Source organism: Streptomyces lycii, assembly GCF_009735685.1.
GTDB classification, from domain to species: Bacteria; Actinomycetota; Actinomycetes; order Streptomycetales; family Streptomycetaceae; genus Streptomyces; species Streptomyces lycii.
In genome coordinates this window covers 1-13,449 of record NZ_WHPN01000316.1, presented here as the reverse complement: position 1 = coordinate 13,449, position 13,449 = coordinate 1, and the positions used below count along the sequence as shown (strand labels likewise).

Sequence of the window (13,449 nt, the reverse complement as noted above, 5' to 3'; positions counted from 1 at the left end):
CGGCGGAATGCGGCGCGGCGGAATGCGGCGCGGCGGAATGCGGCGCGGCGGAATGCGGCGCGGGCGGTCCGGGATCCCGGACCGCCCGGCCGGAGGTGCGGCCCCCCGCCCGGCGGGAGGTGCGGAACCCGGCCCGGCCGGAGCCGCCGCGCCGGACGGACCTGGCGGCGCCCCTGCCCCGGCCCGCTGGACAGCCCCGCTGGACAGCCCCGCTGGACAGCCCCGCTGGACAGCCCCGCTGGACAGCCCCGTTTGACGGCACTGCCTGACGGCCTGCCTGACGGCCTGCCTGACGGCTCTACTTGACGTGGATGATCTGAATCAGGTTGCCGCAGGTGTCGTCCAGGACCGCGGTGGTGTTCGTGTCCATGTCCAGCGGCTCCTGGGTGAAGCGCACCCCGAGCCCGCGCAGCCGGTCGAACTCCGCCCGCACGTCGTCCACGGCGAAGGAGGCGAGCGGAATGCCGTCCTCGGCCAGCGCCGTCCGGTACTGCCGCACCGCCGGGTGGCCGGCGGGCTCGAGCAGCAGTTGCGTGCCGTCGGGGTCCTCCGGGGAGACCACGGTCAGCCACCGGTCCTCGCCCAGCGGGATGTCGTGCTTCTTCACGAAGCCCAGCACATCGGTGTAGAAGCGCAGGGCCTTGGCCTGGTCGTCGACGAAAACGCTGGTCAGGTGGATCTTCATGGGGTGCTCTCCGGTGTGTGGGGCCGGCGCCATCGGGTCATGGCGCGCTCGATGGGCTCGGTGTTCAGATCGTGGAACTTGTAGCGGCCCTCTCGCCGCGAACGGACGAGATCCGCCGATTCGAGTACGGCCAGGTGCTGGCTGACGGCCTGCCGGGACAGCCCCAGACCGTGTTTCGCCGCCAGCCGCGCGCATATCTCGAACAGGGTCTGGCCGTCCCGTTCCACCAGTTCGTCAAGGATGCGCCGACGGGTGGGGTCGGCCAGTGCCTTGAAGACATCCTCCGTCATGACCACCACCATAGGCAAGTCGCCACTTGCCTATCAAGGCGGGCGCGTGCGCGAGCCACGGGAACCGCCGGGCGGTGCGGGCTACGGGCACGGGCGAGGGCTTCGGGCGGTGTGCGGGCTTCGGGCATCCCGCGGGCACCGGCTCCCGGACCGCCCCCGGATGTTCAGGGCCGATCCGGGCCCCCGGGCCTACTCCCAGGACGCGGTGTCGGGGTCGATGCCGTGAGCGCGCGCGGCGGCATCCACGATCCGGCGGAACCACGCGGCGAGGCCGGGGCGGATGCCGTCGTAGTGGGCGGCGAATCCCGGATCGGCCTCGAACATCCGGCCGAGGCAGACCTGCATCTGCCGGGTGAGGGGGAAGTACGAGGAGAACACCTCGCGGTGCCGCTCGGCGAGCTGGTCCGCCTCCGGGCTGCCCGGTGTGACACCGGCGTCCATCGCGTCCCCCAGGGCGCGGTCCAGGCCGGCCATGGCGTCGGCGACGGCCTGCCACTCCTCCGGGCTGCGCGAGGCCGAACGCTCGGCGTACTGCCGCCATTGCGTGGTGTCTCCATAGCGCTGCCGGGCCCGGGCGGGCGAGCCCGGATCCCACCGGGGGCCGAAGATCGCGGCCTGCTGCTCGGCGGTCAGCAGCAGGCCGCGCTCATGGGCGTCGATCATCCGGTCCAGTCCTGCACCGAGCTGCCGGAGGCGGTCGATCCGTTCGGCGACCCGGGCCCGCTGCGCGCGCAACGCACCGGCCACGTCCGCGGCCGAGTCGTCCAGGACGGCCCGGATCCCCTCCAGGCCGAGCCCGGTCTCGCGGTAGACGACGATGCGGTGCAGGCGCTCCAGATCACCGGCGGTGTAGAGCCGGTATCCGGCGGCCGTGCGCAGCGACGGCCGCGCCAGACCGATCTCGTCCCAGTGGTGCAGCGCCCGGACTGTCACGCCCAGCCGCGCCGAGACCTGGCCGACGGTCAGGCCGTCGGCGTCAGCGGCTTCAGGCATGCTCCCCCTTGTCGTCGCGCCCGGCGCCCGGCGCGGTGATCCCGATGGCTGCGAGGTTCCGCGCCTCCTGACTGGCCGGGTCGAAGGGCTTCGCCGCGGTGAAGACGATCCGTGCGTTCTCGGGGGTGGTCACCGTCACGTCGCGGGTGTTCCAGGGCGTGTCCCGCGGACCGTCGACCGAGTCCGGGCGCAGCGCCCGGCAGGCGTCCACGAGGGAGTCGACCTGGCTGAGCACGCAGGAGAAACTGACGCTCATCGCCGGCGCCCGCTCGGGAACGCCCGCCGCCGACACGAGGAGTACGTCCTGGAACGCCCACCGGCGCAGATGGACGAGCGTGCCGGGGATGCCGAACAGCTCGAAGAACCCGAGGCCGCGAACCCAGAAGTCCACCGACGCCGCCAGGTCGTCCGTGGGGATCGTCACGAACGCGGGCATCCCGTAGATGCCCCGGAACGGCTCCGGCGGAACCGCGTCCGGGCCGGGGGCGGGCACGGGGCTGACGTCGAACGCGTTGTAGTAGTCGCTCATGCGCCCCACTCTTCAGCCTCACGCGGCGTGAGGGTCAAGCCGGTTCGCGCGGCTCCTGCCACCCCGGCGTCGCGACCGGCGTCACGGCGGCGTCACGGCGGCGACATGGCGGCGACAACGGGGAGCCCCGGGGCGCGTGCGGTCTCCGCGGCACCGCGGGGTTCCAGAACGGCAGCCCTAAGCCGCGGGCCAGGCGTCGGCGAGCATGCGGCGGGTGTCCGCCAGCAGCTGCGGCAGCACCTTGGTGTGCCCCACGACGGGCATGAAGTTGGTGTCGCCGCCCCAACGGGGTACGACGTGCTGGTGCAGATGCGCGGCGATGCCCGCGCCGGCGACACCGCCCTGGTTCATGCCGATGTTGAACCCGTGTGCCCCGGACGCGCTGCGCAGGGCGGTCATCGCCTGCTTGGTGAGCGCCGCCAGCTCCGCCGTCTCGGCCGCGTCCAGCTCCGTGTAGTCGGCGACGTGCCGGAAGGGCACCACCATGAGGTGACCGCCGTTGTACGGGTAGAGGTTGAGCACCGCGTACACGTGCTCACCGCGGGTGATGACGAGTCCGTCCTCGTCGGACTTGGCCGGGATCTCGCAGAAGGGGCAGCCGTCCCCGGACTCCGGTCCGGTCGGCTTGTTCTCACCCTGGATGTATGCCATCCGGTGAGGCGTCCACAGGCGCTGGAAGGCGTCCTGGGTGCCGACTCCGATCTGCTGCTCCGGCTCAGTGTCCATGCGGACCAGCATATTCGCCCCCGGCGGGCGGGAAACGGCGAGGGGGCGGCCCCCGGGTGCGGGCCGCCCCCTCGCCGTACGTCACACCTGGACGCGGCGCTCCACCACGTCGACGAGCTTCGCCAGCGCCCGGTCGCGCGGAATGCCGTTCTCCTGCGATCCGTCGCGGTAGCGGAAGGAGACGGTGCCACCGCTCATGTCGTCGTCACCGACGATGATCATGAACGGGACCTTCATCTTCTGGTGGGTCCTGATCTTCTTCTGCATCCGGTCGGACGAGGCGTCGACCTCCACCCGCAGCCCCTGCCTGCGGGCCTCCTCCGCGAACTCCCGCAGATATGGCACGTGCGCGTCACCGACCGGGATCCCGACCGCCTGCACCGGCGCCAGCCAGGCCGGGAACGCCCCGGCGTAGTGCTCCAGCAGCACCCCGAAGAAGCGCTCGATGCTGCCGAACAGGGCCCGGTGGATCATCACGGGCTGCTGCCGGGAACCGTCGGCGGCGGTGTACTCCAGCCCGAACCGCTTGGGCTGCTGGAAGTCGACCTGGACGGTCGACATCTGCCACGACCGGCCGATCGCGTCCTTCGTCTGCACCGAGATCTTCGGCCCGTAGTAGGCGGCGCCACCGGGGTCGGGAACGAGCGGCAGCCCCTGCTTCTCGGCGGCCTGCCGCAGCGCCTCGGTGGCCTCCTCCCACTCCGCGTCCTCGCCGATGAACTTGTCGGACTCGGGGTCGCGGGTGGACAGCTCCAGCTCGAACTCGGTCAGTCCGTAGTCGCGCAGCAGGTCGAGCACGAAGGTCAGCAGCGAGTCCAGCTCGTCCGCCATCTGCTCCTTGGTGCAGTAGATGTGCGAGTCGTCCTGGGTGAACCCGCGGGAGCGGGTGAGACCGTGCACCACACCGGACTTCTCGTAGCGGTAGACGGTGCCGAACTCGAACAGGCGCAGCGGCAGCTCGCGGTAGGAGCGTCCGCGCGACTTGAAGATCAGGTTGTGCATCGGGCAGTTCATCGCCTTGAGGCGGTAGTTCTGCCCGTCGAACTCGATCGGCGGGAACATCCCCTCCGCGTAGTTCGGCAGGTGCCCCGAGGTCTCGAAGAGGTGTTCCTTGGAGATGTGCGGGGTGTTGACGAACTCGTAGCCGGAGTCCTCGTGCCGCTTGCGGGAGTACTCCTCCATCTCCTTGCGGATCACTCCGCCCCGGGGGTGGAAGACCGCGAGCCCGGGACCCAGCTCGTCCGGGAAGGAGAAGAGGTCCAGCTCCGCGCCCAGCTTCCGGTGGTCCCGCTTCTCGGCCTCGGCGAGAAACTCCAGGTACGCCTTCAGCTCGTCCTTGGTCGGCCAGGCGGTGCCGTAGATCCGCTGGAGCTGCTTGTTCTTCTCGCTGCCCCGCCAGTACGCGGCGGCCGAGCGCATCAGCTTGAACGCCGGGATGGCGCGGGTGCTGGGCAGGTGCGGGCCCCGGCAGAGGTCCTTCCAGCACAGGTCGCCGCTCTTGGCGTCGAGGTTGTCGTAGATGGTGAGGCCGCCCTCGCCGACCTCGGCGGAGGCACCCTCGGCGGCGTCGGCCGCGGCGCCCTTGAGCCCGATCAGCTCCAGCTTGTACGGCTCGTCGGCGAGCTCCTCGCGGGCCGCGTCGTCGGTGACGGGGCGGCGGGCGAAGCGCTGGCCGCGCTTCTGGATCTCCTGCATCTTCTTCTCGACGCGCTTGAGATCCTCCGGGGTGAACGGCTCCGCGACGTCGAAGTCGTAGTAGAAACCGTCCTTGATCGGCGGGCCGATGCCGAGCTTGGCCTCGGGGAACAGCTCCTGCACGGCCTGCGCCATGACATGCGCGGTGGAGTGCCGCAGGATGTCCAGCCCGTCCTGGGAACCGATCTCCACGGGCTCGACGACATCGCCGTCGGAGACGACATGGGCCAGGTCCCGCAGCTCACCGCCGACGCGGGCGGCGACGGTGAGACGGTCGCCGCCGAGGAGGTCCGCCGCCGTGGTGCCCGTGGTCACCACGCGCTCTTCCCGCTCGGAATCGCGTTGGATGATCACACGGACGTCTGACACCGGTCTCTCCTGACTGATGGGGTCGCGCGACAGCGGAACACTGCGCTGCTGCGAATCGTACCGAGCCCGGCGGTCGTCCCGCGAAACGGTTTGCCGCGCGCCCGGCCGGCCCCCGGCGCGGCCCGGCGCCGCCCGCTCCGCTCCCCCGCCGGGTGCCGTCCGGGACGGCACGTGCACCGGGGCGTACCGGACATACGCACCGGGTATCACCGCTTCGGGTGGGGAGGCTCGGCAACTGCTCGGCGAGCGCGAGGAGTTACGTCATGCCCTGCTGGTCCCGAGGCCCGCTCGCCGCGTTCGGCACGGTGGCCACCGGCCCGGATCCCGAGCGCGACCGGATCGTGTCGGCCGCTGTCGTGGTCCAGCACGCCCCCGGCGCCGTCCCGGCGAGCCGCCACTGGCTGTCCGGCCCGGGCGCCCCGCCCTCGACCGCCCCGTCTCCCGGGGCGGTGTCCGCCGGCGCCCCGACCTCCGGGACAGTGTCCGCCGACGCCCCACCCTCCGGGACAGTGTCCGCCGACGCCCCACCCTCCGGGACAGTGTCCGCCGACGCCCCACCCTCCGGGGCGGCGTCTTCCGCATCCGCGGCCGACGGGCGCGGGCCGGACGGGCCGCCGGGACACGGCCGGCGGCCGGGGCTCGTGGTGGAGGAGACGGCGAGGGCGCTGGCGGCACAGGCGGCGGCCGGGCGGCCGCTCGTCGTGATGAACGCCCCCTTCGGCCTGACGCTGCTGGACCGGGAGCTGCGACGGCACCGCTCCGCGTCACTGGCCGACTATCTCGGCGGCCGCTCGCTGTGCGTGCTGGACCCGAGGGTGCTCGACGCGCATCTGGACGGCTCCCCGGCCGGCCGCAGCACACTGGCCGAGCTGTGCGCGCGGTACGGGGTCCTCCGCACCGGGCCGCACGGCGCGGAGGAGCAGGCGGAGCCGGGGCAGCAGGCGGAGGCGTACGCGGACGGGGACGGGGACGGGGGACCGTGGGCGGCGGGCGCGGGCCGGCCGGCGGACGACCGGTGCACGCGGGCGGACGCGAGCTGGGGGGCGGGCCTGTGCACGCACGGAGACCCGCACGCGCATCCGTCCGCACGGGCGGACCCGTGCGCACAGGCGGACCCGTGCGCGCGGGCGGTGGCGGAGGCCGAGGCCGCGCTGGCGGTGCTACGGGCGCTGGGGCCGCGCTTCGCCGCCCGGACGGGGCCGCTCTCGGCGGCCGAACTGCACGCGCGCCAGGCCGTCTGGCACGCCGCGCGGGCCCGCGGACTCGGGTCGTGGTTCGCGGGCAGCGGCTCCGCCGAGCCCGTCGACCCGGCCTGGCCGCTCCGCCCGCGGCTGCCGGCCGCCGCCTGACAGCGCGGGACCGGCAGCCGCGGACGCTCAGGAAGTGCGCCGGAGCACGACCAGGGCGACGACCGCGCCCAGTGCGCAGGCGCCGCTGACCGCGCTGAGCACGATCTTCAGCGCCCCCTCGTCCACCGTGAGGCCCAGCACCACGTTGAGCGCCACGCAGAACGTCAACACGGCCCAGAGCAGTGGTTTGGCGGCAGGTTTCATCTCGGGGTCCCCCCTCATCATTCGGTAAGGACCCAACCTAGGGACAGCGCGGGCTCCGGTCGATGGGGCGCTCCGCCCGCCGCGCGCCGGGGTACGCCCCGCCGGCCGCCCGTGCGGCCGCCTGCGGAGCCCGCCGCGACGGCGGGCCCCGCGGGATGCCGGGCGCCGGACGCCGAATACCTGACGCCTGACGCCGAATGCCTGAGGAAACGCGCCGGGGCGGTACGACGAAGGGCCGGGCCGCCCGTTCCGGCGGCCCGGCCCTTGACCGGGGTGGGCGATACTGGGTTCGAACCAGTGACCTCTTCGGTGTGAACGAAGCGCTCTCCCACTGAGCTAATCGCCCCCTGCGCCCCGGCGGCTACGCCCCGTGGCACGGCGAGAACAATACAGTGCCCGGGAGACTTCCATCAAACGGCATCCGCCTCAGCCGCCGGCCGCGAGCCGGGCACGCAGGCCGCGCAGACCGCCGCGCATCATCAGCCGGTGGTTGGCGCGGAACAGCGGCCGGCAGACCACCGCCACCGGGAGCGGCAGCCGCCAGGTCAGTTCGACCTCCTGGTCGAAGACGGCCCGGGTGCCCGCGCCGCGCGCCGTCACGGTCCACCGCACCCAGCCGTCGAGATCGCCGGAGAGCCGGATCCTCAGCACCCCGGCTGCCGCGTCCCGCTCCGCCTCCCGCGCCGTCACCACCAGGTCGTACGGCAGGACGGAGCGGAAGCGGGCCGTGCCCGCGGCCGGGTCGTCCGTCTCCGGGGCCGCCTGCCGGACCTGGCGCCACCACCGCGGATACTCCTCGGCGCGTTCCAGGACGGCGAACACGGCCCCGGGCGGGGCGTCCAGGTCCCAGACGGAGCGGAAACGGTAGTGGCGCCATCGGCTGCGTCCCGGGCTGTGGTCCATGGGAACAGTGTGGCCGCGCTCCGGGCGGGGACACGCCCGGAGCGCGGTTTCCGCCCCGGTCAGCCCGGCAGCTTGTCACCGATCAGGGCGAGGTTCTGGATCGCGGCGAGGCCGTAGAGGGCGGTGGTGTTGGTGTCGACCCAGGTGGCTTCCTCGGCGGGGTTGAGCACGTCGGGGCCGGTCAGTTTCTCCGCCTTCCAGGGCAGCGACGGCCCGTATCCGTCCCCGGTGTGGAACTCGCGCCAGGCCCGGGTCGCGAGCTGGTCGTCGCCCAGGCGCGTCGCAGCGTACGCCGTCAGCCGCGAGTGGCCCTGCTTGAGGATCAGGTTGCCGAACTCGGCACCGCACTCCTGCTGTTGTTCGGCCGGGGTGGCGCCGTAGAGCCGGCAGTACTGCAGCCAGGCCTTCTCGAACTCCGGCATGTCGATCAGGTCGATCAGCTCGCTGCAGATCTCCACCTGGCCGAACATCGCGCTGAGATGGCTGACGCCGACCTTCTTCTCCGCCTCCGCGAACTCGCCGGTGTCCAGGTCGTAGAGCCCCTCGCCGGTGACGAAGCCGTTGGGCATCCGGGCGATGGTGCGCATGGTGGACAGCAGCCGCTTCCGGGCCTTCTCCGCCTGCGGGCCGCGGCGCTCCCACTCGGTCAGCCAGGCGGCGGCCAGCCCGCTCCAGTCCGTGCCGAGGCCGATGGCGAGCGCGTTGCGGTCCGGTTCGTACGGCTCGGTGCGGATCTTGCGCAGCGGATCGAGGGCGAGGAAGGTCTCGTCGGAGTCGACGAGGGAGCGCATCAGGTCCCCGACGCGCTCGTCGGCGGTGAGGAAGTAGTAGTAGCGGCGGTACGCGGCGGTGGAGATGCGCTGCTGCTTCGCACTACAGCCGTAGTGCTGCACGCCGTGCCGGGTGCCGAGCCCCGCCCACTCCCCCAGGTGGTAGACGTCGACCTCGCCGGTGTGCCGGGTCATGTGCTCGGCGAAGCGGAAGATGTCGGCGCGGCCGGAGCGCAGATAACCGAGCCACAGCCACAGGTCGGGCGAGAGCTCGGAGTTGTCCCAGGCGTAGCCGCCGACGTCGTACCGCCACTGGTGCCGGTCCGGGTCGTAGGTGTGCATGATGTCGCCGTGGTCCCAGAAGCCGTACCAGCGGCGGGACTCGACCTGCCCCTTGTAGTAGGAGAACAGGAAGTCGAGGTGCTCCTCGACGGTCTTCTTCCCCTCGGTCGAGCGGTCCTCCGGCGCCCAGTCGCCGAAGACCTTCGCGGCGTGCAGCTGCGCGGGCGGGGCGACCAGCTGCGGCGGGGTGCGGACGGCGGCGGACTGCCGGACGAGGGTGCCGGCGTCCGGGGTGGCGGCGTTGGCCCAGAACATCAGCTCGCTGGTGCGCGCGATGCCGTACGGGGTGCCGAATCCGGGCTCGTAGTCCTCGTACGTGATCTGGAGCCCCTCCAACTGCTCCTCGTACGTGTCCTGGCCCATGCCGTCGTGGTAGAAGCGCAGGTCCATCGGCTGGGCCTCGGGGGACCAGAGCCAGAGGGTGACGTCCGCGGCGTCACCCGCGGCGCCGCGGATGTCGAGCTGGCTCGGGTGCCGCTCCCAGAAGTCCCGCAGCCCGAAGGAGAGTCCGCCGCTGACCCCGCCGACGTAGCCGAAGCCGTTCGCCCGGCCGCCGCCGCCCGAGGTGATCCAGCCGTGGCCCGCCTTCGTGCGCTTGCGGAGCGTGAAGCCGTCGGCGGAGAGCTGGCTGAGCGTGTGGTCGCCCCAGGTGGGGATGAGATGGAGACGGGTGGTGACGCGCTGGTCCCAGGTCGCCGGGTCGGGCAGCTTCTCGCCCTTGACCTGGGCGGTGCGGACGGCGGCGCCCGGGTCGCGGCGCAGCCCGGTGATCCCCTTGACCGCCTCGGTGAGGAAGCCCTCGCCCTCGCCCGCGATCCGGATGTGCCGGTCGTAGGTCTCGTCGCGCATCGGCACGGTGAACCGGACGCCGAGGCCGCGGACGAAGTCCTTCGAGGCGTCACCGTCGTAGGTGATGGTGTGCACCATGCGGAAGGAGTCGGCGCCGGCATAGAAGTAGAGCCGGACGCTGAACGGCAGCAGGGAGCGGCGGCCCCGGCGGTGCTTGCCGTCGATCCGCACGACCGCCCGGACCGGCCCCTTCTGCTCGACCTTCGCGCCGCTGATCTCGCCGTCGAAACGCTCCCACGAGGCGCTGCCCCGGTCGTCGTCGTCGATCTTCCCCTGGCGCAGCAGGACGAGCCGGCCGGCGCGGGCGATCTCGGTGGAGCCCCGGGTCACGGACCGTACGAGGTGCTCGCCGTCACCGCCGATGACGGTCTTGATCACGCCGGTGTCCACGGTGATGCGTCCGCCGCTCTCGGAGACGGTGAGCTTCTCGGCGGGGGCGGCTGGCTCGCCCGGGGAGAGCCGGTAGCTCCCGGCACCGGCGAGACCGGCACCGGCGGCGTGCGCGGTCCATTTCAGCGTCCCGTCGGGCCAGTAGGCGGTGGCCCAGGTCTGCACCGGCACGTCCTTGCCGTCCTCGGTGGTCAGCGCGAACCGCCGGCCCTCCTTGTGCTGTCCGCGCGGCCAGGGGACGCCGAAGGTCGAACCGGGGGCCGCGCCGGCGCCGCCCTCCTCCAGCCAGCGGATCGTCACCGGCTCGCCGGCGTCGCGCTCGGCCGCGGCGGCCTGTGCCGTACGGCCGCCGAGCAGCCACGGCGCCTGGCTGACGGCACCGGCGGCGGAGGCGACGGCGGCACCGCGGAGCACGGTGCGGCGGGGAATCTCGGACATGCTGACGCTCCCTTTTCTCGTTACTCGTCGAGTGGATACGGAGGTGCGGCGGCGCAACAGGCCGCGGTCCCCGGCCGGCCACGGGCCCTGCCGGGGGTGGCGGTCCGGGCGGTCCGGCACGGGTCCGGCTGGTGGTCGGGCCCGCTCCGGGTGCGGCGGGATTGGCGGAGGAGGACCGGCCGGGGCGGGTGGAGCGGAGGCCGGGTGGGTACGGACGGCCCGATGCGGAAGGCTTCGCGGCGCCTTGCCCCCGGGCCGGCCGGAGGGTCCCCGGGCGGCGGGGCCCCGTAGGGCCGGGCCCTGCCCCGGCCTGCCGCGCCCGGGACCGGGCCGCGACCGGGTACCGGACCGGCCGGGACCGGGGCGGGACCGGCCGGGCCCGGGACCATGGCCGCGCCCAGTCAGGGCACGCCGGCTCCGGAGGGCAGTGGCGCGGCAGCTGCCCGCCGCCGCTCCTCGTAACGGTGTTCGACCGCGACCGCGCAGGCGGCGAGGCAGCCGAGGGCCGGGGCCGCCAGCGGCAGCAACTGCCAGGCCGCGACGGCCACCACGGCCAGCCCTCCGGCGAGGAGCGCGGAACCGCCCGGGTCCGCCACAGCCGTACGGCGCAGTGCCTCCCGGAGCGGAGAGCGCCCGGCGCCCGGCACCGGAGCACCACCGGACGGGACGGACCGGTCGGACGGGCCGGACCGCCCGGGCGGGGTACGGGCCGCCGGGTGCCCGCCCGGCTCCGGAGCGGCCGGAATCGTGGCCGCCGCCCTGAGTCCCGTCACCACCCACAGCACCGTGGCAGCGGCGCCCGCGACCAGCATGACCGGGCCGCCGGGCAGCACCCCGGAGGCCGCCACCCGCAGGTCGAAGGCCAGCAGCGCCAGCCCGGCCCACCAGCCGAGCGACAGCCGCAGGCCGGTCCGGACGGCGCGGCGCAGGTCTGCCGTGAACTCCCGCAGCCCGCCCCGCCCCCCGGCCAGGTGGCGCCGCAGATGAGCGCAGGCGGCGGCGAAGGCGGGCAGCAGCGTGACCAGCGGCAGCGCGGCGAGCAGCAGCCAGACGCCGGTCAGCAGGCACTCGGCGAAGAGCGCGAACCGCGGGTACGGCGCCCCTCCGCCGCCGCCCGCCCGGGGCTGCCGGGGCCCTCCTGCCCCGCGCCCGGTCCGTACGGCGCGTACGGCCATCCCGGTCACCCCTTGAGTCCGGAGGTCGTCGCCCCGTCCACCAGGAAGCGCTGGAAGGCCAGGAAGAACAGCAGCACGGGCAGCAGGGCGAGCACCGACATGGCGATCATGCCGCCGTAGTCCGCCAGCGTGTCCTGGTCGATGAACAGCTTCATGCCGAGGGCGACGGGGTACTTCTGCGGGTCGTTGAGGTAGATCAGCGGCCCCATGAAGTCGTTCCAGGTCCAGATGAACGTGAAGATGGCACTGGTGATCAGCGCCGGCCGGCACAGCGGGAGCACGATGCTCCAGAAGATGCGCAGATGGCCGCAGCCGTCGATCCTGGCCGCCTCGTCCAGTTCGCGCGGCAGGCCGCGCATGAACTGCACCATCAGGAAGACGAAGAAGGCGTCGACCGCGAGGTACTTGCCCAGCAGCAGCGGAACGTAGGTGTTCACCAGTTCCAGCTTCTGGAAGACGATGTACTGCGGGATGAGCAGGACGTGCACCGGCAGCAGCAGCGTCGAGATCATCAGCGCGAACATCACGTTGCGCCCGGCGAACCGGATCCGCGCGAACGCGTACGCGGCGAGCGAGCAGGAGACGAGCACGCCGCCGACCGAGCCGAGCGCGAGCACCAGGGAGTTCTGGAAGAACGTCCACAGCGGGATGTCGGCGATGCCCTCGGCGAGGCTCCGGTAGTTGTCGGTGATCGGCTTCGTCGGCAGCAGCTCCAGGCTGCCGACGATGTCCTTGCCGGGCTTCAGCGAGGCCCCGAGCACCCAGACGACGGGGTAGAGGACGACGGCCAGCAGGGCCAGCGCACCGAGGTGCCAGCCGAGCGACCGGGCGGTGGCGCGCGGGTTGCCGGTCCGCGACCGTGCGCGGCGGGTCGCGAGCAGGGTCATCGGGGTCCCGCCCCCTCTCCTTCGTAGTGCACCCAGCCGCGCTGGGTGCGGAACAGGACGAGGGTCACCAGGCCGACGCCGAGCAGCAGCATCCAGGCCATCGCGGAGGCGTAGCCCATCCGGAACTCCCGGAAGCCCTTCTCGTAGAGGTAGAGCGTGTAGAAGAGGGTCGAGTCCGCCGGGCCGCCGCTGCCGTTGCTGACCACGTAGGCGGAGGTGAAGACCTGGAAGGAGTGGATGGTCTCCAGCAGCAGGTTGAAGAAGACCACCGGGGAGATCATCGGCAGGGTGACCGAACGGAAGCGCCGCCACGGTCCGGCGCCGTCCACCTCCGCCGCCTCGTACAGCTCGCGCGGCACCTGCTTGAGCCCCGCCAGGAAGATCACCATGGGGGCGCCGAACTGCCAGGCGGCCAGGGCCACCAGGGTGTAGATGGCCCAGTCCGGGTCGCCCACCCAGCCGCCGATCTCCAGGCCGAAGAGACTCAGCGACTGGTCGACCACGGCGTCGTCCTGGAAGATCGCGCGCCACACGATGCCGATGCTGACGCTCGCCCCGATGAGCGAGGGCGCGTAGAACGCCGACCGGTAGAAGCCCTGCCCGGCCCGCGGACGGGCGAGCAGCAGGGCCACGCCGAGCGCGGCGGCGAGCTTCAGGGGTGTGGCGATCAGTACGTACTTGAGCGTGACGCCCACCGAGGCCAGCCAGCGGGGGTCGTCGAACATGTCCCGGTAGTTCGCCAGGCCGGTCCAGCGCGGGGCGTTGAAGAGGTCGTAGTCGGTGAAGGAGAGATACAGCGAGGCGAGCATGGGGCCGAGGGTCAGCAGCAGCATGCCCAGGCACCAGGGGGAGAGG

At 72.8% G+C, this 13,449-nt stretch carries 12 protein-coding genes, 1 tRNA gene and 2 pseudogenes; 2 read left to right on the top strand and 13 right to left on the bottom strand.

Annotated features, from left to right (window positions below; genetic code table 11):
- Positions 1–298 precede the first annotated feature (298 nt).
- From GCU69_RS19525 to thrS, 6 genes are all read right to left on the bottom strand, one after another.
- On the bottom strand, positions 299–685 hold the full coding sequence (locus GCU69_RS19525; protein WP_098750948.1) for a VOC family protein: 387 nt from the start codon (positions 683–685) through the stop codon (positions 299–301).
- Positions 682–975: an ArsR/SmtB family transcription factor gene (locus GCU69_RS19520; protein ID WP_098750967.1), complete on the bottom strand. Its 294-nt coding sequence runs from the start codon at positions 973–975 to the stop codon at positions 682–684. Before GCU69_RS19520 ends, GCU69_RS19525 begins: the two co-directional genes overlap by 4 nt.
- 189 nt (positions 976–1,164) lie before the next feature.
- Positions 1,165–1,968 carry a MerR family transcriptional regulator gene (locus GCU69_RS19515; RefSeq protein ID WP_156206745.1) on the bottom strand — a complete coding sequence of 268 codons (804 nt, stop codon included), beginning with the start codon at positions 1,966–1,968 and terminating at the stop codon, positions 1,165–1,167.
- Positions 1,961–2,497 (bottom strand): VOC family protein, encoded by a 537-nt coding sequence (locus GCU69_RS19510; protein WP_156206744.1) that lies wholly within the window; start codon positions 2,495–2,497, stop codon positions 1,961–1,963. Before GCU69_RS19510 ends, GCU69_RS19515 begins: the two co-directional genes overlap by 8 nt.
- A 177-nt stretch (positions 2,498–2,674) precedes the next feature.
- Positions 2,675–3,235, bottom strand: coding sequence for an HIT family protein (locus GCU69_RS19505; protein WP_098750951.1), 561 nt, complete (start codon positions 3,233–3,235; stop codon positions 2,675–2,677).
- Between the two features lie 69 nt (positions 3,236–3,304).
- A complete protein-coding gene (thrS, locus tag GCU69_RS19500; RefSeq protein ID WP_098750952.1) occupies positions 3,305–5,287 on the bottom strand; it encodes a threonine--tRNA ligase in 1,983 nt (660 codons plus the stop codon).
- A 620-nt stretch (positions 5,288–5,907) separates the two neighbouring features.
- On the opposite strand from thrS, the pseudogene GCU69_RS34780 reads away from it, so the two are divergent.
- Positions 5,908–6,198, top strand: a pseudogene (locus GCU69_RS34780) (3'-5' exonuclease); the annotation flags it as partial.
- Positions 6,199–6,414: 216 nt separating this feature from the next.
- Positions 6,415–6,636 (top strand): annotated as a pseudogene (locus GCU69_RS19485) (3'-5' exonuclease); the annotation flags it as partial.
- Positions 6,637–6,663: 27 nt separating this feature from the next.
- Here GCU69_RS19485 and GCU69_RS19480 read toward each other — a convergent pair.
- The 7 genes from GCU69_RS19480 to GCU69_RS19450 form a co-directional block, all read right to left on the bottom strand.
- Positions 6,664–6,840, bottom strand: a complete 177-nt coding sequence (locus tag GCU69_RS19480; protein ID WP_156206743.1) for a hypothetical protein — start codon at positions 6,838–6,840, stop codon at positions 6,664–6,666.
- Positions 6,841–7,114: 274 nt separating this feature from the next.
- Positions 7,115–7,186, bottom strand: a tRNA-Val gene (locus GCU69_RS19475).
- 80 nt (positions 7,187–7,266) lie between these two features.
- Positions 7,267–7,743, bottom strand: coding sequence for an SRPBCC family protein (locus GCU69_RS19470; RefSeq protein ID WP_098750954.1), 477 nt, complete (start codon positions 7,741–7,743; stop codon positions 7,267–7,269).
- A 59-nt stretch (positions 7,744–7,802) separates the two neighbouring features.
- Positions 7,803–10,532, bottom strand: a complete 2,730-nt coding sequence (locus GCU69_RS19465; RefSeq protein WP_156206742.1) for an exo-rhamnogalacturonan lyase family protein — start codon at positions 10,530–10,532, stop codon at positions 7,803–7,805.
- Positions 10,533–10,933: 401 nt separating this feature from the next.
- Positions 10,934–11,707: a hypothetical protein gene (locus GCU69_RS19460; RefSeq protein ID WP_235978577.1), complete on the bottom strand. Its 774-nt coding sequence runs from the start codon at positions 11,705–11,707 to the stop codon at positions 10,934–10,936.
- 5 nt (positions 11,708–11,712) lie between these two features.
- The gene (locus tag GCU69_RS19455) at positions 11,713–12,594 is read right to left on the bottom strand and encodes a carbohydrate ABC transporter permease (protein ID WP_156206741.1); all 882 of its coding nucleotides are present in this window, start codon (positions 12,592–12,594) and stop codon (positions 11,713–11,715) included.
- Positions 12,591–13,449, bottom strand: an 859-nt coding sequence (locus tag GCU69_RS19450; RefSeq protein ID WP_156206740.1) for a carbohydrate ABC transporter permease, incomplete at its 5' end; no start/stop codon positions are given. The genes GCU69_RS19450 and GCU69_RS19455, both read right to left, overlap by 4 nt.

Coding starts and splice junctions, on each gene's coding strand:
- GCU69_RS19515 (WP_156206745.1), bottom strand. CDS start 1,968: ATGCCTGAAGCCGCTGACGCCGACGGCCTGACCGTCGGCCAGGTCTCG.
- GCU69_RS19510 (WP_156206744.1), bottom strand. CDS start 2,497: ATGAGCGACTACTACAACGCGTTCGACGTCAGCCCCGTGCCCGCCCCC.
- GCU69_RS19470 (WP_098750954.1), bottom strand. CDS start 7,743: ATGGACCACAGCCCGGGACGCAGCCGATGGCGCCACTACCGTTTCCGC.
- GCU69_RS19460 (WP_235978577.1), bottom strand. CDS start 11,707: ATGGCCGTACGCGCCGTACGGACCGGGCGCGGGGCAGGAGGGCCCCGG.
- GCU69_RS19480 (WP_156206743.1), bottom strand. CDS start 6,840: ATGAAACCTGCCGCCAAACCACTGCTCTGGGCCGTGTTGACGTTCTGC.
- GCU69_RS19505 (WP_098750951.1), bottom strand. CDS start 3,235: ATGCTGGTCCGCATGGACACTGAGCCGGAGCAGCAGATCGGAGTCGGC.
- GCU69_RS19525 (WP_098750948.1), bottom strand. CDS start 685: ATGAAGATCCACCTGACCAGCGTTTTCGTCGACGACCAGGCCAAGGCC.
- GCU69_RS19520 (WP_098750967.1), bottom strand. CDS start 975: ATGACGGAGGATGTCTTCAAGGCACTGGCCGACCCCACCCGTCGGCGC.
- GCU69_RS19465 (WP_156206742.1), bottom strand. CDS start 10,532: ATGTCCGAGATTCCCCGCCGCACCGTGCTCCGCGGTGCCGCCGTCGCC.
- GCU69_RS19455 (WP_156206741.1), bottom strand. CDS start 12,594: ATGACCCTGCTCGCGACCCGCCGCGCACGGTCGCGGACCGGCAACCCG.